This window comes from Streptomyces sp. NPDC085460, assembly GCF_044541975.1.
Classification (GTDB): Bacteria; Actinomycetota; Actinomycetes; order Streptomycetales; family Streptomycetaceae; genus Streptomyces.
The window spans coordinates 459,160-480,971 of record NZ_JBITTO010000006.1 but is presented as its reverse complement, the minus strand read 5'-3'; the positions used below and the strand labels follow the sequence as shown (position 1 = coordinate 480,971).

Annotated in this window: 19 protein-coding genes; 10 read left to right on the top strand and 9 right to left on the bottom strand. The window is 72.2% G+C overall.

Features of this window, described 5'->3' with window-relative positions; translation table 11 throughout:
• Positions 1-153 precede the first annotated feature (153 nt).
• The 4 genes from gabT (at position 154) to ACIGHB_RS18535 (ending at position 6,128) form a co-directional block, all read left to right on the top strand.
• Positions 154-1,488 carry a 4-aminobutyrate--2-oxoglutarate transaminase gene (gabT, locus tag ACIGHB_RS18550; RefSeq protein WP_360312213.1) on the top strand — a complete coding sequence of 445 codons (1,335 nt, stop codon included), beginning with the start codon at positions 154-156 and terminating at the stop codon, positions 1,486-1,488.
• Positions 1,489-1,589: 101 nt separating this feature from the next.
• On the top strand, positions 1,590-2,417 hold the full coding sequence (locus tag ACIGHB_RS18545) for a phosphatase PAP2 family protein (RefSeq protein ID WP_399914278.1): 828 nt from the start codon (positions 1,590-1,592) through the stop codon (positions 2,415-2,417).
• On the top strand, positions 2,360-4,843 hold the full coding sequence (locus ACIGHB_RS18540; protein ID WP_399914276.1) for an McrB family protein: 2,484 nt from the start codon (positions 2,360-2,362) through the stop codon (positions 4,841-4,843). The genes ACIGHB_RS18545 and ACIGHB_RS18540 overlap by 58 nt, the downstream gene beginning before the upstream one ends.
• Complete coding sequence (locus tag ACIGHB_RS18535; RefSeq protein WP_399914274.1) at positions 4,833-6,128, top strand: McrC family protein; 1,296 nt, start codon at positions 4,833-4,835, stop codon at positions 6,126-6,128. The genes ACIGHB_RS18540 and ACIGHB_RS18535 overlap by 11 nt, the downstream gene beginning before the upstream one ends.
• Before the next feature lie 18 nt (positions 6,129-6,146).
• On the opposite strand, the gene ACIGHB_RS18530 is transcribed toward ACIGHB_RS18535, so the two are convergent.
• The 8 genes from ACIGHB_RS18530 to ACIGHB_RS18495 form a co-directional block, all read right to left on the bottom strand.
• On the bottom strand, positions 6,147-7,949 hold the full coding sequence (locus ACIGHB_RS18530; RefSeq protein ID WP_399914272.1) for a chitinase: 1,803 nt from the start codon (positions 7,947-7,949) through the stop codon (positions 6,147-6,149).
• A gap of 119 nt (positions 7,950-8,068) precedes the next feature.
• On the bottom strand, positions 8,069-8,551 hold the full coding sequence (locus tag ACIGHB_RS18525; RefSeq protein ID WP_360312207.1) for a hypothetical protein: 483 nt from the start codon (positions 8,549-8,551) through the stop codon (positions 8,069-8,071).
• Positions 8,552-8,686: 135 nt separating this feature from the next.
• The gene (locus tag ACIGHB_RS18520) at positions 8,687-10,105 is read right to left on the bottom strand and encodes an FAD-dependent oxidoreductase (RefSeq protein ID WP_360312205.1); all 1,419 of its coding nucleotides are present in this window, start codon (positions 10,103-10,105) and stop codon (positions 8,687-8,689) included.
• A 38-nt stretch (positions 10,106-10,143) separates the two neighbouring features.
• Positions 10,144-10,938 carry an ABC transporter permease gene (locus ACIGHB_RS18515; RefSeq protein ID WP_360312203.1) on the bottom strand — a complete coding sequence of 265 codons (795 nt, stop codon included), beginning with the start codon at positions 10,936-10,938 and terminating at the stop codon, positions 10,144-10,146.
• Positions 10,938-11,867, bottom strand: a complete 930-nt coding sequence (locus tag ACIGHB_RS18510; RefSeq protein ID WP_360312201.1) for an ABC transporter permease — start codon at positions 11,865-11,867, stop codon at positions 10,938-10,940. The genes ACIGHB_RS18515 and ACIGHB_RS18510 overlap by 1 nt, the downstream gene beginning before the upstream one ends.
• Positions 11,864-13,021 (bottom strand): ABC transporter ATP-binding protein, encoded by a 1,158-nt coding sequence (locus tag ACIGHB_RS18505; protein WP_399914268.1) that lies wholly within the window; start codon positions 13,019-13,021, stop codon positions 11,864-11,866. Before ACIGHB_RS18505 ends, ACIGHB_RS18510 begins: the two co-directional genes overlap by 4 nt.
• A gap of 56 nt (positions 13,022-13,077) precedes the next feature.
• On the bottom strand, positions 13,078-14,325 hold the full coding sequence (locus tag ACIGHB_RS18500; RefSeq protein ID WP_360312198.1) for a spermidine/putrescine ABC transporter substrate-binding protein: 1,248 nt from the start codon (positions 14,323-14,325) through the stop codon (positions 13,078-13,080).
• A gap of 50 nt (positions 14,326-14,375) precedes the next feature.
• Complete coding sequence (locus ACIGHB_RS18495) at positions 14,376-15,890, bottom strand: gamma-aminobutyraldehyde dehydrogenase (RefSeq protein WP_360312196.1); 1,515 nt, start codon at positions 15,888-15,890, stop codon at positions 14,376-14,378.
• A gap of 175 nt (positions 15,891-16,065) precedes the next feature.
• On the opposite strand from ACIGHB_RS18495, the gene ACIGHB_RS18490 reads away from it, so the two are divergent.
• Positions 16,066-16,638, top strand: a complete 573-nt coding sequence (locus tag ACIGHB_RS18490) for an NADAR family protein (RefSeq protein ID WP_399914266.1) — start codon at positions 16,066-16,068, stop codon at positions 16,636-16,638.
• Here ACIGHB_RS18490 and ACIGHB_RS18485 read toward each other — a convergent pair.
• On the bottom strand, positions 16,635-17,327 hold the full coding sequence (locus ACIGHB_RS18485) for a DUF4190 domain-containing protein (protein WP_399914264.1): 693 nt from the start codon (positions 17,325-17,327) through the stop codon (positions 16,635-16,637). The two genes, ACIGHB_RS18490 and ACIGHB_RS18485, sit on opposite strands and share 4 nt — an antisense overlap.
• A gap of 74 nt (positions 17,328-17,401) precedes the next feature.
• Between ACIGHB_RS18485 and ACIGHB_RS18480 the strand changes: the two genes are divergently transcribed.
• From ACIGHB_RS18480 to ACIGHB_RS18460, 5 genes are read left to right on the top strand one after another with little or no spacing between them, the layout of a single operon-like run.
• Complete coding sequence (locus tag ACIGHB_RS18480) at positions 17,402-18,433, top strand: adenosine deaminase (RefSeq protein WP_360312190.1); 1,032 nt, start codon at positions 17,402-17,404, stop codon at positions 18,431-18,433.
• Between the two features lie 22 nt (positions 18,434-18,455).
• Positions 18,456-19,142 (top strand): glycerophosphodiester phosphodiesterase, encoded by a 687-nt coding sequence (locus tag ACIGHB_RS18475; protein WP_360312188.1) that lies wholly within the window; start codon positions 18,456-18,458, stop codon positions 19,140-19,142.
• Positions 19,142-19,918: an SAM-dependent methyltransferase gene (locus tag ACIGHB_RS18470; RefSeq protein WP_360312186.1), complete on the top strand. Its 777-nt coding sequence runs from the start codon at positions 19,142-19,144 to the stop codon at positions 19,916-19,918. Before ACIGHB_RS18475 ends, ACIGHB_RS18470 begins: the two co-directional genes overlap by 1 nt.
• Positions 19,918-21,063 (top strand): sensor histidine kinase, encoded by a 1,146-nt coding sequence (locus tag ACIGHB_RS18465; protein ID WP_399914260.1) that lies wholly within the window; start codon positions 19,918-19,920, stop codon positions 21,061-21,063. The genes ACIGHB_RS18470 and ACIGHB_RS18465 overlap by 1 nt, the downstream gene beginning before the upstream one ends.
• Positions 21,060-21,773 (top strand): response regulator transcription factor, encoded by a 714-nt coding sequence (locus ACIGHB_RS18460; protein ID WP_360312182.1) that lies wholly within the window; start codon positions 21,060-21,062, stop codon positions 21,771-21,773. The genes ACIGHB_RS18465 and ACIGHB_RS18460 overlap by 4 nt, the downstream gene beginning before the upstream one ends.
• The last annotated feature ends 39 nt before the right edge of the window (positions 21,774-21,812 follow it).

Here is a 21,812-nt window from a genome sequence, read left to right as displayed (position 1 = left end):
GGCACGGAGTCGGCCCGGACGAGCGCGCGTATGGCCGATACGGACAAGGACACGCCGGGACCACTCCCATCCGTAGCATGCGCGCGGCACGCGGCCCCGCCTAGCCTGCGGAGGAAACCCGCAAGAGCGTCCAGAACACCCCAGGAGCCCCGCATGAACGCTGTCCCGCAGGAGCGGCGCGTCGTCACCGCCATTCCCGGTCCGAAGTCGCAGGAGCTTCAGGCTCGCCGGCTGGACACCGTCGCGGGGGGCGTGGGCTCCACGCTGCCCGTGTTCACGAAGCGCGCGGGCGGCGGCATCATCGAGGACGTCGACGGCAACCTGCTGATCGACTTCGGCTCCGGCATCGCCGTGACCTCCGTGGGCGCCTCCGCCGAGGCCGTGGTGCGCCGCGCCACCGCGCAGCTCCAGGACTTCACCCACACCTGTTTCATGGTGACGCCGTACGAGGGCTACGTGGAGGTCTGCGAGGCGCTGGCCGAGCTGACCCCGGGCGACCACGCCAAGAAGTCCGCGCTGTTCAACTCGGGCGCCGAGGCGGTCGAGAACGCCGTCAAGATCGCCCGTTCGTACACCAAGCGCCAGGCCGTCGTCGTCTTCGACCACGGCTACCACGGCCGCACCAACCTCACCATGGGCATGACGGCGAAGAACATGCCGTACAAGCAGGGCTTCGGCCCGTTCGCGCCCGAGGTCTACCGCGTGCCGGTCGCCTACGGCTACCGCTGGCCCACCGGCGCCGAGAACGCCGGCCCCGAGGCCGCCGCCCAGGCGATCGACAACATCACCAAGCAGATCGGCGCCGAGAACGTCGCCGCGATCGTCATCGAGCCGGTCCTCGGCGAGGGCGGCTTCATCGAGCCGGCCAAGGGCTTCCTGCCGGCGATCGTGAAGTTCGCCAACGACAACGGCATCGTCTTCGTCGCGGACGAGATCCAGGCCGGCTTCTGCCGTACCGGCCAGTGGTTCGCCTGCGAGGACGAGGGCATCGTCCCGGACCTCATCACCACCGCCAAGGGCATCGCGGGCGGTCTGCCGCTCGCCGCCGTCACCGGCCGCGCCGAGATCATGGACTCCGTCCACGGCGGCGGCCTCGGCGGCACCTACGGCGGCAACCCGGTGGCCTGCGCCGGTGCGCTCGGCGCCATCGAGACGATGAAGGAGCTGGACCTCAACGGGAAGGCCAAGCGCATCGAGGAGGTCATGAAGGGCCGCCTCACCGCGATGCAGGAGAAGTTCCCGGTCATCGGTGACATCCGCGGCCGCGGCGCCATGATCGCCATCGAGCTGGTGAAGGACCCGGCGACGAAGGAGCCGGCCGCCGACGCCGCCGCCGCGCTCGCCAAGTTCTGCCACAACGAGGGCGTGCTCGTCCTCACCTGCGGCACCTACGGCAACGTGCTGCGCTTCCTCCCGCCGCTGGTCATCGGCGAGGACCTCCTCAACGAGGGCCTGGACGTCATCGAGGCGGCGCTCGCCGCCCTCTGAGCCGGGATCCCGTACACGGTGTGAAGACTCTGTGGGGGGCCGATGGCGGGACGCGTTTCCCGCTGTCGGTCCCCCTCCTCGTGCCGTACGGTCTTCCCCAGATGAGAGAAACACCCGGGGCGGAGCATCCCCAGCCCCGCCCGGACCGTGCCGAAGCGCACACCACCGGAGCCTCGTGCTCCGGGACTCCTCACCGATCGGATGGCCGCCCGCCCCACACCCCCCGGGGCGCGCGGCAGCCCGATCCCCTCGGCCGCCCCGGAACCACCCCCCCTGTTCCAGGGCGGCCGACTCTCTTCTCGGCGCTCGTCGCCCTCGCCGTCGTGACCTGGCAGGTGCTCGTCCACGGCCCCTTGACCAGGCTCGACGAGCGGGTGTCCGCGGCCGTGGTGGACTCCGTCCCCCGGCGCCTGAGCGAACTCGCCTCCGACCTCGGCAATCTGACGGTCGCACTCCCCGTACTCGCCGCCGCGATGGCGTACGCGGTGTGGCACGGCCGCCGCGCCGACGCCCTGTACGCCGGCCTCGCGATGGCCGCCGTACCGCTCCTCGTCATCCCGCTGAAGGAGTGGACGGCCCGCCCCGGCCCCCTCGAACCCTGGGCCGAGGGCTACTATCCCTCCGGCCACACGGCCACCGCGATGGTGGCCTACGTCGGCGCCGCCTTCCTGGTCTCACGCCGGCTCGTCCCCGCCGCCGCCGCGCTGACGGCGGTGACGGGGACGGGCCTGGTGCTCCGCGGCTTCCACTGGCCCCTCGACGTGCTCGCCTCGGTCGCCCTCTGCCTCCCCCTGCTGCGCTGGCCGGTCCTCGCGGAGCGGTACCGTCGGGACGGGCGGGGCGCGAGGGACGGCACCAGGGGAGGGCACTCATGGCGGACGCGGAACGACGGTACGCCGTCACGGTCGACGGACGGTCGTACGAGCTGATCCCGTCGACCGGGAAGGTCATCCTCCCGGCGCGCGGAGCGAAGATCCACCACGATCCCGGGTGCCGGCACCTGACGGACGCCCACGCGCTCGAACACCGTCCCGACCCGGACGGGCTGACCTGGCGGCGCCTCCTGGACGCGGAGGACCCGGCCTCCTTCGCCGCCTCGGCCGGACTGCTCAACGGCCGGTCCCGGCCCGTCACCGGCGTCTGCTCCTGCGCGCTGCGGCCGGTCGCCGACAGCCACGCGGAGACCCTGCCGTACTGGCCGGTCGACGAGGCGCTGCGGGTCTTCGACCGGGAGCGGTACCGGGCGGACGTCGAGGCGGCGGACCGGCGGGCCGAGGAGATCCGGGCGGCCTTCCCCTGGGAGGAGTGGCCGACGCTGACGCTGGACCGGTACGCGCTCGGCCAGCCCGACGTGCCCGGGCACCAGGCGTACAGCTATGTGCTGGAGTTCGGCAGCAAGGCGCTCGGCAGCATCACCGGCGGCACCGCCAAGAAGCACTTCCTCTACCGCCAGAACAACGGCGCCTGGTGGTTCGACAAGCGGTACGCGGATCTCGACCGGGCCTGGGAGCAGGTCCGGGCCGGGCTCGTCGCCGCCGTGACCGCCGCCCGCGAGGGCCGGGTCCGGGACATCGACGAGCTCGCCGCGGTCCGCTCCGGGATCATGGTCGTCGCGAAGACGCTGCGGATCTACGCCCCCGACGCGGTCCTTCCGGTCTACTCGGACAGCTTCACCCAGCACTACCTGGACCGGCTCGCGCCCGGAAGCTCCGCGAAGCTCCAGCCCTTCGCCCGCAAGGAGCTGCTGAAGTCGCTGGTGGACGAGGACCCGCGGTTCGCGGGCTGGCCGCCGCAGCTGGTCTGGTACTTCCTCGACTGGTGGGCCCCGGCCCGCCGCACCGCGCCCCGAACGGTACGGATCGGCGTCTCGGAGCCGGGGGAACGCTGGGCGGAGTTCGTCCGGGCCGGGCTCGTCCCCGTCCGGGCGGACCGGGTCGGCGACCTCCACCGGTACGCCGACGAGGACGAGTTCACCGCCGCCTACCGGGAGGCGTACGCGGAGACCGGCGGGGAGGCGCGGGAGGACGGCGGACTGTCCGGCTCCCGGCGCGCGGCCCTCGCCGCCGAGCTGTGGAGCCTGCTCGATCTGCGGCCCGGCGACCGGGTGGTCGCGACCCGGGGCCGGAGCGAGGTGCTGGGCGTCGGCCGGGTCACCGGCGACGGCTATGTGTGGCTGGAACTGGACGAGCCGGACCTGCCGTCGGGGCACGCGGTGGCGGTGCGCTGGGACGAGGGGTATCCGGGCACCCTGGACGAGCCGGTGGCCGACTGGGGGGCCGGGCTCGTGTCGGACGTGCCCCCCGCGCTGTGGAAGGCGGTCCGGGCGCTGCCGGCGTCCGGCGGCGCGCCCGCCGAGGAGGAGACCGCCGGGATCGAGGCCGTCGAGATCCCGCCGCTCGACGACGGACTCCAGCGGATCGACGACGCGCTCGAACGGCGGGGCCAGGCCGTGCTGTTCGGGCCTCCCGGAACCGGGAAGACGTACCAGGCGCTGCGGTACGCCGTGCGGCGGCTGGGCGAGCTGTCCGAGGACCTCGCGGGCGTGGACCCGCTCGCCGAGCCGGGGAGCGAGGAGTTCGGCGCGACCATCGAGGCGCTGCGGGCGTCGGGACGGCTGACCATGGTCACCTTCCATCCCAGTTACGGCTACGAGGACTTCGTCGAGGGACTGCGGCCCGTGCGGGGCGGCGCCGGCTTCACCCTGGAGCCGGTCGACGGCGTCCTCAAGCGGGTCTGCGCGGCCGCGGCCGCCGACCCCGGCCGGCTGTACCTGCTGGTCGTGGACGAGCTGAACCGGGGCAACCTCCCGCGCATCCTGGGCGAGTCGATCACCGTCCTGGAGAAGGACAAGCGCGGTCTTCCGGTCACGCTGCCGCTCTCCGGCGAGGCCCTCCGCGTCCCGCCGAACGTACGGCTCCTCGGCACCATGAACACCGCCGACCGCTCGGTCCGGATGCTCGACTCGGCCATCCGCCGCCGCTTCGCCTTCATCGAACTCCTCCCGGACTCCCGCCCCTTGCGCGACCGCCGGGTGGACCAGCTGCACCTGGCGGACTTCCTCGACGAACTCAACCGGCGCATCCGCGTCCGGCTCGACCGGGAGAAGCAGATCGGGCACGCGTTCTTCCTGCCCGAGGGCGTCCCCGTCTCGACCGCCGCCGAGTTCGCCGCGATCGTGCGGGGCGAGATCCTGCCGCTGCTCCAGGAGTACGCCTACGACGACTACGGCCTCCTCGCCGCCTTCCTCGGCGACGCCCTCGTCGACGCCGTGGGCCACACCCTGCGGGAGGTCTCCGACGAGGCACTCGTCACCCATCTGTACGAGGAGCTCCAGGTCGGTTCCGGTGCCGAGTGACCGGGCGGCCCGCCTCGGACTCGTCGAGTACGGGACCCGCGTCTTCGACGGGGTCCGGCTGACGGAGACCGACCGGCGGCTGCTCGCCGACGGGTCCCTGGACGGCCGCCTGAGGGTACGCGAGCTGCGGGGCGACCGGCTGGAGGTGGCGGCCGGGCCGTACGTGGGAACGGTGCGCCTCGAAGGGGCCGAGATCCAGGTGCTCCCCAAGTACCTGGGCGGCGACCTCGACGTGCTGCGCATGGTCGACCACGCCTGGGGCGGCGTGCGGGAGGCGCTGCCCACCGCCCAGGACTTTCCCGGCGGCCGGCCGAACCTGAGGGACCTGGTCTGTCTCATGGTCGTCGAGCACGGCGAGCGGCTGCTGCGGCACGGGGTGCGGCGCGACTACCTGACGGTGGAGGACGACCTGCGGGTGGTCCGCGGCCGGCTGCTGCCCGACCGCCAGCTGCTCCACCACCACGGCCGGCTGGACCGGCTGGCCTGCCGCTTCGAGGAGCACGACGCGGACGTCCTCGACAACAGGATCTGCGCCGAGGCGCTGGCCGTCGCCGCCAGGACCGCCCGTCCGCCCGGGATCCGCGCCCGGGCCCGCCGGGCGGCTGGGCTCTTCGCCCAGCACGCCCCGACCCCGCCGGGCGACGTCCGCACGGCCCTCGCGGCGGTGACGTACCACCGGAACAACGAGCACTACCGGCCGGCGCACCGGTGGGCGGGGCTGCTCCTGACGGGTGGCGGTCTGGACGGTCTGTTCGCCTCGGGCCCGCTGGCCTCCCGCGCCTTCCTCATCGACATGAACCGGCTCTTCGAGGCGTTCGTGACCCGGCTGCTCGAAGAGGGCGCGGCCGGTGCCGGCCTGCGGGTGGAGCGCCAGACCGCCCGCTCGGAGGTGCTGTTCGACGAGCGGGCCGGGCGGAGCTACGGGACGGTGCGGCCGGACGTGCTGATCTCGGGCGACCGGGGAGGGGCGCCCTTCCGGCTGCCGGTGGACGTCAAGTACAAGCTCTACGCGGAGAAGAAGCTCTCCCCCGAGGACCTGTACCAGGCGTCGCTGTACGCCCTGACGCTCGGCCGCCGGGAGGACGGGCGGCCGCCCGTCTGCGCCCTGGTGCACCCGGGCGCGGGCGCGTCCGGCGGACACCGGGTCGCGGTGCGCGGCCTGGACGGGGCGGTGACGAGCCGGGTCCGGTCGGTCCCGCTGGATCTGGGCGCGGTGCTCGCCGAACTGCGCGGGCCGGAACCCCGGTCGGTCCCGGCCCGGCTGTTCGGCGAGCTCGTGCGGTGACGGTGGCGGGTGCCGCCGTCAGTTCCAGGTGTACGCGTCGAAGTTCCGGCTGAACTCCCACTGGTTGAAGCGGTCCCAGTTGATGGACCAGGTCATCAGGCCGCGCAGGGACGACCAGGTGCCGTGGGTCTGGTAGGTGCCGCAGTTGGTCTTCTTGGTGAGGCAGTCGAGGGCCTTGTTCACCTCGGCCGGTGTGGTGTGGCCGTTGCCCGCCTGGGTGGAGGCGGGGAGGCCGATGGCGACCTGGTCGGGGCGCAGGCCCGGGAAGAAGCGCTCGGCGTTGCCGGCGACCGGGAAGCCGGTGAGCAGCATGTCGGTCATGGCGATGTGGAAGTCGGCGCCGCCCATGGAGTGGTACTGGTTGTCCAGGCCCATGATCGGGCCGGAGTTGTAGTCCTGGACGTGCAGCAGGGTGAGGTCGTCGCGCAGGGCGTGGATGACCGGCAGGTAGGCGCCGGCGCGCGGGTCCTGGCCGCCCCAGGGGCCGGAGCCGTAGAACTGGTAGCCGAGCTGGACGAAGAAGGTCTCCGGGGCCATCGTGAGGACGAACTTCGCGCCGTACTTGGCCTTGAGGGTCTTGATCGCCTGGATCAGGTTGACGATGACCGGGCTGGTGGGGTTCCGGAAGTCGGTGTCGCCGTTCTGGAGCGAGAGCGAGTGGCCCTCGAAGTCGATGTCGAGGCCGTCGAGGCCGTACTCGTCGATGATCTTCGAGACGGAGGTGACGAAGGCGTCGCGGGCGGCGGTGGTGGCGAGCTGGACCTGGCCGTTCTGGCCGCCGATGGAGATGAGGACCTTCTTGCCCGCGGCCTGCTTGGCCTTGATGGCGGCCTTGAAGTCCGCGGCGGACTCGACGTTCGGGCACTCGGTCGCCGGGCAGAGGCTGAAGCGGATGTCGCCCGAGGTCACCGAGGTGGGTTCGCCGAAGGCGAGGTTGATGACGTCCCAGGAGTCCGGCACGTCGGCCATGCGGGTGTAGCCGGAGCCGTTGGCGAAGCTGCTGTGGAGGTAGCCGACGAGGGCGCGGGCGGGCAGTTCGCCGCCTCCCCCGCCGCCGCCGGAGGTCGTGGTGGCGCTGACGGCCGTGGACTTCGCGGACTCGCCGGCACTGTTGGCCGCGGAGACCTGGAAGGAGTACGGGGTGTTGGCGGTGAGTCCGGTGGCGGTGTACGAGGTGCCGGTGACCGTGGCGACGAGGGTGCCGCCGCGGTAGACCTTGTACGAGGTGGCGCCCGCGACCGCCGTCCAGGTGAGCGGCACCGTGGTGGAGGTCGGGCTGCCGGCGGCGAGGCCCGTGGGCGTGGCGGGGATCGTGACCGGGTCGCCGCCGGGGCCGAAGAGGGAGAGGTCGTCGGCCTGGTAGGCGGGGGTGCCGTACCAGCCGTGGGTGTAGACCGTGACCGAGGTGGTGTTCGCTCCCGTGGTGAAGGTCTTGCTGAGCTTCTGCCAGTCCGGGGCCGACTGGGTCCAGGCGTATCCGTCGGCGGTGCCGGTGCCGGTGACGCCGAGGTAGACGTAGCTGCCGCGGACCCAGCCGCTGAGCGTGTAGGCCGAGTTGGGCCGCACGGTGAGGGTCTGGGAGCACTTGGCGTTGTCGCTGCCGGCCGGGGTCGCCTGGAGCGCCTTCGTCCCGCCGTGCACGGGCGTGGTGATGACGGCGCCGCTGCCGGCCGTACAGCTCCAGCCGTCCAGGCCGGCCTCGAAGCCGCCGTTGCGGGCGAGTTCGGAGTCCGCGGCCTGGGCGGCGGGGGCGAGCGCGGCGAGCCCGCCGAGGGCGAGGGCGCCCGCGAGGAGCAGGCTGAGAGGTCTGGTGCGGTCCACGACTGCCTCCGGGGGTGGGGGATCGGAGTGGAGCGCGCCACAGCATGGTCCAGACCAATCGAGTGGTCAAGACCTCTGGACGGAGCGGGACTTCGAGAGGGGCGCGCACGGGGGCCGCCTCAGGAGGCGCTCCCCCCGTGCGACTGCGTCCGGGCCAGCTCCCCCGCCGCCTCGTGCATGGCGAGTTCGAGGAGTGAGGCGTCCGTGAGCGTGCCCCGCCCGTCCGGGGCCACCAGCCAGCGCACTCCCCCGGTCACCCGCCCCGGGTACGGGACGACGATCCAGGTGCCGGGCCCGGCGCCGCGGACGCCGGTGCCGAGCCAGCGGGCGGCGGTGCCGGGCGGGACGAAGAAGCCGATCCGGGCGTCGCCGAAGTCGGCGAGGACGGGTCCCGGCCGGTCGACCAGGCGGGTCAGGACGTCGAGGGCGGGGTGGCCGAGCTCGCCCGGCAGGATCAGCACGTCCCAGCGCCGGCCGGCGGGCAGCAGGGCGACCCCGTGCGGGTTGCGCTCCCACTCCCAGCGGCAGGCGTCGGGATCCGGCGCGACCGCGGCCAGCCATTCCACCGCTGCCCTGACTCCGGAGGCCCCCGTAGCTGTCATCGTGCGTACTCCTCTCCGTGGGGACGCGCGGAGGTGCGCGTCCACACGGAGAGAGCGCGATGGTTCCCCGCTCTTACGCGGGTTTTCCTACCCATCGGTTGTGATCTGAATCACATCACCGGGGTGAGGGAGGGGTCAGCTGTCGAAGCCGAGGCCCAGCTTGTCCATCGCCTTCAGCCACAGGTTCCGCCGTCCGCCGTTGGCGTCGGCGCGGGCCAGCGACCACTTGGTGATCCCGATGCCGGCCCAGGCGATCGGCTCCGGCGGGAAGGGGAGCGGCTTGGAGCGGACCATCGCCAGCTCGGTGCGCTCGGTGCGCTCCCCGCCGAGGAGGTCGAGCATCACGTCGGCACCGAAGCGGGTGGCGCCCACGCCGAGGCCGGTGTAGCCCTGCGCGTACGCCACCTTGCCCTGGTGCGCGGTGCCGAAGAAGGCGGAGAAGCGCGAGCAGGTGTCGATCGCGCCGCCCCAGGCGTGGCTGAAGCGGAGCCCCTCCAGCTGCGGGAAGCAGGTGAAGAAGTGCTCGGCCAGCTTGAGGTACGTCTCCGGGCGGTGGTCCATCTCCGCCTGCACCTTGCCGCCGAAGCGGTAGATGGCGTCGTAGCCGCCCCAGAGGATGCGGTGGTCGGCCGTGACGCGGAAGTAGTGGAACTGGTTGGCGGAGTCGCCGAGGCCCTGCCGGTTCTTCCAGCCGATCGAGGCCAGCTGCTCCTCGGTGAGCGGCTCGGTGACCAGCGCGTAGTCGTAGACCGGGACGGTGTACGGGCGCAGCCGCTTGACCAGCGACGGGAAGACGTTGGTGCCGAGGGCGACCCGGCGGGCGGCGACCCGGCCGTACGGGGTGCGGACGGCCATGCCGGCGCCGGCCGCCACCAGGTCGAGGCCCGGGGTGTTCTCGAAGATCCGCACGCCGAGGTCGAGGCAGGCCCGCTTGAGGCCCCAGGCGAGCTTCGCCGGGTGGAGCATGGCGACGCCGTCGCGGTCCCACAGGCCGCCGCGGAAGGTCGGCGAGTTCACCTCGGCCCGGACGGCGTCCTGGTCGAGGAGGGTGAGGCCGTCGGCGAGGCCGAGCCGCTCGGCCTCCTCGTACCACTCGTGGAGCTCGTCGACCTGGTACGCCTCGGTGGCGACGTCGATCTCGCCGGTGCGCTCGAACTCGCAGTCCAGTCCGTAGCGGGTGACGGCCTCCTCGATGGCGTCGAGGTTGGCCGCGCCGAGCCGTTCCAGCTTCGGCAGCTCGCCCGGCCAGCGGGCCAGGCCGTTGCCGAAGCCGTGGGTGAGGGAGGCGGCGCAGAAGCCGCCGTTGCGGCCCGAGGCGGCCCAGCCCACCTCGCGGCCCTCGATGAGCACGACGTCCTGGGAGGGGTCGCGCTCCTTGGCGAGGAGCGCGGTCCACAGTCCGCTGTAGCCGCCGCCGACGACGAGGAGGTCGCACTTCTCGGTGCCGGTGAGGGCGGGCAGGGCGCCGGGCTTGCCGGGGTCTTCCAGCCAGAAGGGGACGGGCTGGGCGTCGGAGAGAGATTGTGCAGCGAGACGCATGGCGACTGGGGCCATGGTTTCCAACTCCTTCGGTGCCTGAGAGCTTCCTACACTCAGGCTGTTGCTGTCTTCTTGCGCCGGTTCGTAATGATTTGCCCGGCCACGACGATCAGTACCGCGAGGACGAACATCGCGGTGCCGATCACGTTGATCTGAACGGGGGTACCGCGCTGTGCCGAGCCCCAGACGAACATGGGGAAGGTCACGGTGGAGCCCGCGTTGAAGTTGGTGATGATGAAGTCGTCGAACGAGAGTGCGAAGGCGAGCAGGCCGCCGGCGGCGATGCCGGGCGCGGCGATCGGCAGGGTGACCCGCAGGAAGGTCTGCGCGGGCCCGGCGTAGAGGTCGCGCGCGGCCTCCTCCAGGCGCGGGTCCATGGACATGACCCGGGCCTTGACCGCCGTCACGACGAACGACAGACAGAACATGATGTGGGCGATGAGGACCGTCCAGAAGCCCAGTTCGATGCCCATGTTGAGGAAGAGCGTGAGCAGCGAGGCGGCCATGACGACCTCGGGCATCGCCATCGGCAGGAAGATCAGCGAGTTGATCGCGCCGCGCGCCCGGAAGCGGTAGCGGACCAGGGCGAAGGCGATCATCGTGCCGAGGACGAGGGCGCCGACGGTGGCCCAGGCGGCGAGCTGGAGGGAGAGCGTCAGCGACTCGCACATGTCGGCGACGCCGCAGGGGTCCTTCCAGGCGTCCAGGGAGAACTGCTGCCAGGAGTAGTTGAAGCGCCCGTTCGGCTTGTTGAACGAGAACACCATGACCACGACGTTCGGCAGGATCATGTACGCGAGCGTCAGCAGGCCGGCGATGACGACCAGGTTCTTGCGGAGCCAGCTCATCAGACGAGGTCCTCCGTTCCCGCCTTGCGGATGTAGACGGTGACCATGAGGAGCACGATCGCCATGAGGATGAAGGACAGGGCGGCGGCCGTCGGATAGTCGAGGACGCGGAGGAACTGCGACTGGATGACGTTGCCGATCATCTTGGTGTCGGTGGAGCCGAGCAGTTCGGCGTTGACGTAGTCGCCGCTCGCCGGGATGAAGGTGAGCAGGGTGCCGGAGACGACGCCGGGCATCGACAGCGGGAAGGTCACCTTGCGGAAGGTCGTGGCCGGGGAGGCGTACAGGTCCTGGGCGGCCTCGTGCAGCCGGCCGTCGATCCGCTCCAGCGAGGTGTAGAGCGGCAGGATCATGAACGGCAGGAAGTTGTACGTGAGGCCGCAGACGACCGCCATCGGGGTGGCGAGCACCCGCTCGCCCTCGGTGAAGCCGAGCCAGCTGGTCACGTCGAGGACGTGCAATGCGTTGAGGACGTCCACGACGAGGCTGTCGTCGGCGAGGATCGTCTTCCACGCCAGCGTCCGGATGAGGAAGCTGGTGAAGAAGGGCGCGATGACGAGGACGAGCAGCAGGTTGCGCCAGCGGCCGGCCTTGAAGGCGATGAGGTACGCGAGCGGGTAGCCGAGCAGCAGGCAGAGCGCGGTCGCGGTGCCCGCGTACAGCAGCGAGCGCAGCAGCTGCGGCCAGTACTCGGCGAAGGCGTCGACGTACGTCTGGAAGTGCCAGGTGACCTGGAAGCCCTCTTCGAGGGAGCCGGTCTGCACCGAGGTGGACGCCTGGTAGACGAGCGGCAGGGCGAAGAAGACGAGCAGCCAGAGGATGCCGGGGAGCAGCAGCCAGTAGGGGACGAGCCGCTTGCGGGTGGGGGGCTTGCGCAGAACCGGTTCCTCGACCGGTCCCGGCGCCTCCTTGGTCAGGGTGGTGCTCACGAGGCGTCCTCCACCGTCTCCACGCCCGCGTCGATGTCCTGATCGGCGTCGAGGCCGAAGGTGTGGGCGGGGTTCCAGTGCAGGACGACCTCGGCGCCGGGAAGGAGTCCCGCGCGCCGGTCGACGTTCTGCTCGTACACCTGGAGCTCGGCACCGGCCGGCGAGTTCACCACGTACTGGGTGGAGACGCCGATGAAGGAGGAGTCGACGATCCGGCCGGTGACCCGGTTGCGGCCGTCGGCGATCGAGCCCGCGTCGTCGGCGTGCACCAGCGAGATCTTCTCGGGGCGGACGCCGACGAGGAGCCTGCCGCCCCGGCGGGCGGCGTCGGTACAGCGGTCGCCGGGGACCGTGAGCTTGCCGCCGCCGGCGGTGACGACGACGTCCGCGTTCCCGGCGCCCGTCTCGACGACCTCGGCCTCGATCAGGTTGGAGGTGCCGAGGAAGTTGGCGACGAAGGTGGTGCGCGGGTTCTCGTACAGGTCGGCGGGGGCGCCGAGCTGCTCGACCCGGCCGCCGTTCATGACCGCGACCTGGTCGGCCATGGTCATGGCCTCCTCCTGGTCGTGGGTGACGTGCACGAAGGTGATGCCGACCTCGGTCTGGATCCGCTTGAGCTCCAGCTGCATCTGGCGGCGCAGCTTGAGGTCGAGGGCGCCGAGCGGCTCGTCGAGGAGGAGCACCTGCGGGTGGTTGATGAGGGCGCGGGCGACGGCGACGCGCTGCTGCTGGCCGCCGGAGAGCTGGTGCGGCTTGTGCTTGGCCTTGTCGCCGAGCTGGACGAGCTCCAGCATGTCGTCGACCTGCTTCTTCACCGACTTGATGCCGCGCCGGCGCAGACCGAAGGCGATGTTCTCGGAGATGTCCATGTGCGGGAAGAGCGCGTAGGACTGGAAGACGGTGTTGACCGGCCGCTTGTAGGGCGGGAGGTCGGTGACGTCCCGGTCGCCGAGGAAGATCGTGCCGGTGGAGGGGTCCTCCAGACCGGCGATCATGCGCAGGGTGGTGGTCTTGCCGCAGCCGGAGGCGCCGAGCAGGGCGAAGAAGGAGCCCTGCGGGACGGTGAGGTCGAGCGGGTGGACGGCGGTGAAGGAGCCGTAGGTCTTGCTGATCCCGGTGAGTCGGACGTCGCCGCCGGTGGTCTTGTCAGTCATGGGTTAGCGGTCCCGGATCTTCGTGGCTTCGTGGCCTGGTGACGGTGGACGACGGCTCAGGCGCCGATGAGCTTGGCGAACTTCTCCTCGTACGCCGACTCTTCCTCGCTGGTCAGCGAGCGGAAGGCGCGGGACTTCCTGGCCATGGCCTTGTCCGGGAGGATCAGCGTGTTGGCCGCGAGCTCGGGGTCGATCTTGGCCAGTTCGTCCTTCACCCCGTCGACGGGGCAGACGTAGTTGATGTACGCGGCGAGCTGGGCAGCCACCGGGAGCTCGTAGTAGTAGTCGATGAGCTTCTCGGCGTTGGCCTTGTGCCGGGCCTTGGCGGGGACGAGCAGGTTGTCGGTGGACGTGATGTACCCGGCGTTCGGGATCGTGTACTGGATGTCCGGGTTGTCGGCCTGGAGCTGGATGATGTCGCCGGCCCAGGCCAGACAGGCGGCGATGTCGCCCTTGTCCAGGTCGGAGGTGTAGTCGTTGCCGGTGAAGCGGCGGATCTGCTTCTTGTCGACGGCCTTCTGGAGGCGGCCGATCGCCTCGTCGAAGTCGGCGTCGGTGAACTTCCCCGGGTCCTTGCCCAGGTCGAGCAGGGTCATGCCGACGGTGTCGCGCATCTCGGTGAGGAAGCCGACCCGGCCCTTGAGCGCGGGGTCGTCGAGGAGCTGGCTGACCGAGTCGACCTTCTTCCCGCCGGTCGCCTTGGTGTTGTAGGCGATGACGGTGGAGATGCCGGTCCAGGGGTACGAGTAGGAGCGGCCCGGGTCCCAGTCGGGGCGGCGGAACTGCGCGGAGAGGTTCGCGTAGGCGTTGGGGAGGTTCGCCGGGTCGAGCTTCTGCGCCCAGCCGAGCCGGATGATGCGGGCGGCGAGCCAGTCGGTGACGCAGATCAGGTCGCGGCCGGTGTCCTGGCCGGCCGCGAGCTGCGGCTTGACCTTGCCGAAGAACTCGACGTTGTCGTTGATGTCCTCGGTGTACTTGACCTTGATCCCGGTGCGCTTCGCGAACGCCTCCAGGGTGGGGCGGGACTTCTCGTCCTCGCTGACGTCCATGTACTCGGTCCAGTTGGAGAAGCTGAGGGTCTTCTCCTGGGCCGAGTGGTCGGTGGACGCGGGGCCCTGGTCCTCCCGCTTGGCCGGCGGGATGCCGCAGGCGGTCAGGGCGGCGAGGCCGCCGACCGTGAGCGCGCCCACGCCGCCGGCCCGCAGCAGCGACCGGCGGCCGATGGCGCCCCGGCCGCTGGTCATGCTGCGCCGGATCGCCGCCAGCTGGGCTGCGGACAGGCGGTCGGGCTCGTACTGCTCCATGCGCTGTGCCCTTTCGGGATGGTGACGCCGCTGGTCGGGCGGCGGATCGGCTATCGGTCCCCGAAGATCGTGCGGTGCCAGTCCTTGGCCGCCACCGCGGTGTTGTCGAACATCACATGCTTGACCTGCGTGTACTCCTCGAAGGAGTAGGCCGACATGTCCTTTCCGTAGCCGGACGCCTTGTATCCGCCGTGCGGCATCTCGCTGATGATCGGGATGTGGTCGTTGACCCAGACGCAGCCGGCCTTGATCTCGCGGGTGGCCCTGTTCGCCCGGTAGACGTCACGGCTCCAGGCGGAGGCGGCGAGGCCGTACGGGGTGTCGTTGGCGAGCCGGATGCCCTCGTCGTCGCCGTCGAAGGGCAGGGCCACCAGGACCGGTCCGAAGATCTCCGACTGCACGACCTCGCTGTCCTGCGCGGCGCCGGTGATCAGGGTGGGCCGATAGTATGCGCCGTTCTTGAGCTCGCCACCAGGGGCTTCGCCTCCGGTGACGACGGTCGCGTAGCCGCGGGCCCGCTCGACGAAGCCGGCCACCCGGTCCCGCTGGACGTGCGAGACCAGCGGGCCGAGGTCGGTGGCGGGGTCGAAGGGGTCGCCGAGCCGGACGGTCTCCATGAGCTCCGCGACCCGGGCGACGAAGGCGTCGAAGAGGGGGCGCTGGACGTAGGCGCGGGTGGCGGCGGTGCAGTCCTGGCCGGTGTTGATGAGGGAGGCGGCGACGGCGCCGTGGGCGGCGGCCTCCAGGTCGGCGTCGTCGAAGACGACGAAGGGGGCCTTGCCGCCGAGCTCCAGGTGGAGCCGCTTCACGGTGGCGGTGGCGACCTCGGCGACCCGCTTGCCGACCGGGGTGGAGCCGGTGAAGGAGGTCATGGCGACGTCGGGGTGGCCGACCAGGTGCTCGCCGGCCTCGCGGCCGGAGCCGTTGACGATGTTGATGACGCCGTCGGGGATGCCGGCCTCGGTCGCCGCCTGGGCGAACATCAGGGAGGTGAGCGGGGTCAGCTCGGCGGGCTTCAGGACGATGGTGTTGCCGGCGGCGATCGCCGGGAGGATCTTCCAGGCGGCCATCTGGAGGGGGTAGTTCCAGGGGGCGATGGAGCCGACCACGCCGATCGGCTCGCGCCGGACGTACGAGGTGTGGTCGCCGGAGTACTCGCCGGCCGACTGGCCCTGGAGGTGGCGGGCGGCGCCGGCGAAGAAGGCGGTGTTGTCGACGGTGCCGGGCACGTCGAACTCGGTGGTGAGCCGGATCGGCTTGCCGCACTGGAGCGACTCGACGCGGGCGAAGTCCTCGGCCTGCTCGGCGAGGACCGCCGCGAAGCGGTGCAGGGCGTCGGAGCGCTCGCCGGGGGTGGCGCCCGCCCAGCCCGGGAAGGCGGCCTTGGCGGCGGCCACGGCCGCGTCGACGTCCGCGGTGGAGGCGAGTGCGTAGGTGTAGACGCTCTCGCCGGTCGCCGGGTCGACGACGCTGTGGGTCCGTCCCGAGGTTCCCGGGCGGAGTCGTCCGCCGATGTACTGCGCGCCGTCCGCGAAGCGGTCCGTCACCTGGAAGCGGTTGCCCATGACGCTCTCCGTTGTCCCAGCTCGAATTGAGTGCCGATCCTGACAGAGGGATACAGCTCGAACAAGTGATTCCGTTGTTGCCTTTTGGTTACCCGACGGAATCGGTCGACCAAGTGTCGAGGTCCCGGGAAAATCTTCGTACGGAGTGTCTGTCGCGGATGTCAGACTCGCGTGCATGATGACCGTCGAATCGCTGACACAGCAGGTCAGCAGGGGTGACAGGGTGAAGTGGCTGCACTTCTGGGGCCACCGCGCGGCCCCGGACGGACGGCTCACCCAGAGCTGTCTGAGCCAGTGGTGGCCGTCACCCTTCGAGGTCTCCGGCGTGCGGTACGCGACGGCGGAGCACTGGATGATGGCGGCGAAGGCCCGCCTCTTCGGCGACGCCGAGGCGGAGCGGGCCGCGCTCGCCGCCGCCACCCCGGCCGAGGCCAAGAACGCGGGGCGGCTGGTCCGCGGCTTCGACGAGACCGTGTGGGCGCGGGAGCGCTCCGGGATCGTGGTGGCCGGCAGCGTCCACAAGTTCGCCTCGGACGAGGGGCTGCGGAGCTATCTGCTGGGGACCGGCACCCGGGTCCTCGTGGAGGCGAGCCCGCTGGACCGCGTCTGGGGCATCGGCCTCGCCGCCGGCGACCCCGGCGCCCACGACCCGGCCCGCTGGCGCGGCCTCAACCTGCTGGGCTTCGCCCTGATGGAGGCCCGGGAGCGGCTGCGTACGGAGTCCCAGGGCCTGTCCGGCCGACCCTAGCGGCGGGCGTCGACGACGAGGGCGGCCGAGGTCCGCTCCCCGCCCTCGCTCTCCCGGTACTCCTCGGTCACCATCACGGCCCACACGATGAAGGCGAGGAACGCCGTCCCGAGGACGAGGGAGACGGTGCCGAGGACGATGCCCGCGGTGGCGGCCCCGCCGTTGCTCGCCTCGCCCCGGTTGGCGCGCTTGCGGCCGAGGATGCCGAAGATCAGGGCGAGGACGCCCAGCACGATCGCCGGGACGCCCCAGAGCCAGAAGAGGCAGGTGCCGATGATGCCGAGCACCATGCCCGCCGTGCCCAGACCGTTGCTCTGGCCCGGCAGCGGCCCGTAGGGCGTCGGGCCGGCCGGCGGATAGCCGTACGCGCCGGTCGGGGCGCCCGCCGCCGGGTAGCCGTAGGCGGGTCCTGCGGGCGGGTGGCCGTACCCCGGCGCGGCCGGGCCCGGCGGGTAGCCGTACCCGGGCGCGGACGCCGGCGTCCCGTACGCGGCGGGGCCGCCGGGGGCGACGGGAGGCGGCGGCAGCTCTCCGCCGGCCGCGTCCCCGGTGGGTATCGAGGTGATCGTCGGCTGGTCGTGCACCGGCACCCGCTTGCCCGGGTCCACCGGGGTCGCGGCGCGGTCCGGCGCGGCCCACGGGTCGTTCGTGCCCCGGCCCTGCGGGCGCGGCTCGGCGTGGTCGGACATACGGGGCTCCCTCCGTGGTCCCGTCATGCTACGGCGTCCCCCGCGGCGCTCACCGCCCGGCCTACGATGACCCGATGACCGATCTCCACCCCTTCATCGCGGGCCTGCCCAAGGCCGAGCTGCACGTCCACCACGTGGGCTCCGCCTCTCCCCGGATCGTCTCCGAGCTGGCCGCACGGCATCCGGACTCCAAGGTCCCCACGGACCCGGAGGCGCTGGCCGACTACTTCACCTTCACCGACTTCGCGCACTTCATCGACGTGTACCTGTCCGTCGTGGACCTCGTGCGCACCCCGGAGGACGTCCGGCTGCTGACCTTCGAGGTCGCCCGGGACATGGCCCGGCAGAACATCCGCTACGCCGAGCTGACCATCACCCCGTACTCCTCCACCCGCCGCGGCATCGACGAGCGGGCGTTCATGGCGGCGATCGAGGACGCCCGCAAGGCGGCCGAGGCCGAGTTCGGCACGGTGCTCCGCTGGTGCTTCGACATCCCCGGCGAGGCCGGCCTGGAGTCCGCGGAGGAGACCGCGCGGCTCGCCGTCACCGACGGCATCCGCCCCGAGGGCCTGGTCTCCTTCGGTCTCGGCGGACCGGAGATCGGGGTGCCGCGCCCGCAGTTCAAGCCGTACTTCGACCGGGCACGGGCGGCCGGGCTCCACTCGGTGCCGCACGCCGGCGAGACCACGGGCCCCGAGACGGTGTGGGACGCGATCCGCGACCTGGGCGCCGAGCGGATCGGGCACGGCACGAGCTCCGTGCGGGACCCCGAGCTGCTCGCGTACCTGGCGGAGCACCGGATCGCCCTGGAGGTCTGCCCGACCTCCAACATCGCGACCCGGGCGGTGGCGACGCTCGACGAGCACCCGATCCGGGCCATGGTGGACGCCGGTGTCCTGGTGACGGTGAACAGCGACGACCCGCCGATGTTCGGCACCGACCTGAACACCGAGTACGCCGTCGCCGCCCGGCTCCTGGAGCTGGACGAGCGCGGGCTGGCCGCCCTCGCGAAGAACGCGGTGGAGGCGTCCTTCCTCGACCCGGCCGGCAAGGACCGGCTGGCCGCCGAGATCGACACGTACACGGAGAACTGGCTGGCGCGCTGAACCCCGGCGAAGAATGGGGGCCATGCGATCTGTCACTGTCGTAGGCCATCGCGGCGACCCGTACCGCGCCCGTGAGAACACCCTCGCCTCGATCGGCTCCGCCTTCGCGGCGGGCGCGGACGCGGTCGAGGTCGACGTCCGGCTCACCCAGGACGAGGTGCCCGTCCTCCTGCACGACGACACCCTGAAGCGGCTGTGGCGCCACGACCGGCCGCTCTCCTCGCTCACCCACGCGCGGCTGCGCGAGCTGACCGGGGGCGGGGTGCCGACGCTCAGGGACGCGCTCCTGACGGCCGGGGCGCACCGGCTGATGCTCGACCTGCCCGGCGGCAACGAGGCGTCGGTCCGCAGGATCGTCGGCGCCGTCCGCGAGGCCGGTGCCGGCGAGCGCGTCTACTACTGCGCGGGCGCGGTCGCGATGCTCCAGGTGCGGGCGGCCGACCCGCACGCGGAGATCGCCCTCACCTGGACCTCGCTGGCGCCGCCGCGCCCCGCGCTGCTCGACGCGGTCCGCCCGAAGTGGCTCAACTACCGCTTCGGCCTTGTCAGTAGGGAACTCGCCGAGCGGGTGCACCGGGACGGTCTGCTCGTCTCGGCCTGGACGCCGGACACCCGCAGGACCATGCGTAGGCTGATCGCCAACGGGGTCGACTCGATCACCACCAACCGCGTCGACGTCCTCGCCTCCGTCCTGCGAAAGGTTCCCTGATGAACGACCGGATCCGCACCGACATCGCCCACAACGCCCGGGTGTGGAACTACTGGCTGGGCGGCAAGGACAACTATCCGGTGGACCGCGCCGTCGGCGACCAGGTCACCGCCTTCCACCCGAGCATCGGCGAAGTCGCCCGCGCCGACCGGGCGTTCCTCGGCCGCGTGGTGACCGGACTGGCCACGGACGGCATCCGTCAGTTCCTCGACGTCGGCACGGGCCTGCCGACCGCCGACAACACCCACGAGGTGGCGCAGCGGGTCGCGCCGGACGCCAGGATCGTCTACGTCGACAACGACCCGATCGTCCTCACCCACGCCCGGGCGCTGCTGACCAGCTCCCCCGAGGGCGTCACGGCGTACGTGGACGCCGACGCGCACGACCCGGAGAAGATCGTGGCGGCGGCCGGCGAGGTCCTGGACCTGACGCGCCCGGTGGCGGTGCTGATGCTCGGCATCCTCAACTTCGTCCTGGACACGGACGAGGCGCGGTCGATCGTGCGGACGCTGATGGCCGCGGTGCCCTCGGGCAGCCATCTCGTCCTCACCCACCCGACGTACGACGCGGAGCTGGGCGGCGAGGGCAACCGGGAGGCGATGGCGTTCTGGAACGAGAACGCCACCCCGCCCATCACCGCCCGCACCCGCGAGGAGTTCACCTCCTTCTTCGACGGCCTGGAGCTGCTCGCCCCGGGCGTCGTCTCGTGCGCCCGGTGGGGGGCGCCGGAGGCTCCCGCGGTCGCGCAGTTCGGCGCGGTGGGCCGCAAGCCGTAATGCGGATACGGGGGACGGGGCAGGCCCGCGAGTGGGGTGCGGCGCATCCGCGGGCCGTGGACGCGGGGCTCGCGCTGCTGGTGCAGGCGGCGGTGACGATGCCCTTCGTGGTGCCGCGTCCGCCGGAGCTGGAGCCGGCGACCTGGGAGGCGTACGGGCTGACGACGCTGACCGTGCTGCCGCTGGTGTGGCGGCGGCGGGCGCCGATGGCGGTGCTGCTCGCGGTGATCGCCGCGAGCGCGCTGTACCGGCTGGCGGTGGAGGGCCCGGGACAGCCGCTGCCGTACCAGGGGCTGGTGTGCGTGCACACGGTCGCGGCGCTCGGGACGGCCCGGCAGCGGGCGGTGGCGGCCGCGCTGCTGGTGGTCGCGGTGCCGGTGTCGGTGTGGCTCAACACCCGGTCGGCCCGCGAACTCACCTTCTCGCTCTTCGTGTTCGGCGCGGCCTATGTCTTCGGCCGGCTGACGGACGCCCGGCAGCGGGCGCAGGTGGTGGAGGCGGAGCGGGCGGCCGCCCGGGAACGGGCCCGGATCGCCCGGGAGATGCACGACATCCTGTCGCACGCGGTGAGCCTGATGATCGTGCAGGCGGAGGCCGGCCCGGTGGCGGTGCGCAGGGCTCCGGAGCGGGCGGAGGCGGCCTTCGAGGCGATCTCCGCGACCGGCCGGGACGCGATGGACCAACTGCGGCGGATGCTGGGCGTGCTGCGGGAGGAGGACCCGGGCGGCGGCCGGTCGCCCCAGCCGGACCTGGCGGAACTGCCCGCGCTCCTGGACCGGGTGCGGGCCGGCGGCCTCGCCGTGCGGTACGAGACCTCCGGCGAGGTGGCGGGGCTGCCCGCGCCGCTCGCGGCGACCGCGTACCGGATCGCGCAGGAGGCCCTGACCAACACCGTGCGGCACGCCCGGGCGCGTACCGCCACCGTCCGGATCGACCGCTCGGCCACGCACCTCACGGTCCTGGTGACCGACGACGGGCGCGGCCCCCGGCCGGCGGTGCGGTCCGCGGGCCACGGACTGGCGGGGATACGGGAGCGGGCGGCGGCGCACGGCGGCACGGCGACCGCGGCCGCAGGCCCGGGCGGCACCGGATTCGAGGTGCGGGCGGAGCTGCCCGTACCCTCCCCGGCGGAGGTGGGACCGTGACGATCCGTGTGGTGGTGGCCGACGACCAGGAGCTGGTGCGCAGTGGTTTCGCGCTGATCCTCGACGTCCAGGACGACATCGAGGTGGTCGCGGAGGCCGCCGACGGGGCGGCGGCGGTGGAGGCGGTGCGCCGGTACCGGCCGGACGTGGCGCTGCTCGACATCCGGATGCCCCGGATGGACGGGATCGAGGCGTGCCGGGCGATCAGCGCGGAGAGCGCCTGCCGGACGGTGATCCTGACGACCTTCGACTCGGACGCGTATGTGTACGAGGCGCTGCACGCGGGCGCGAGCGGCTTCCTCCTGAAGGACGTGCGCCGGGACGACCTGGTGCACGCGGTGCGGGTGGTGGCGGCGGGCGACTCGCTGCTCGCGCCGTCGGTGGCGCGGCGCCTGGTGGAGCAGTACACGGCGGGCGGTCCGCGCCGGGCGGCGGCGCCGGATCCGCGGCTCGACGTGCTGACGGGCCGGGAGCGGGAGACGCTGCTGCTGCTCGCGCGGGGCCGGTCGAACGCGGAGATCGCGGCGGAGCTGGTGGTGAGCGAGCACACGGTGAAGACCCATGTGGGCAACGTGCTGGCGAAGCTGGGGCTGCGGGACCGGATCCAGGCGGTGATCTGCGCCTACGAGACGGGGCTGGTGGCGCCGGGTCCTCCCCCGGCGGGGGGAGCTCCGGGTGCCGGCCCCTCCCCCGCGCGGGCGAGGGAGTGACGGAGGGGGACCGCCGGTGCGGGCGATCCGCGGATCGCC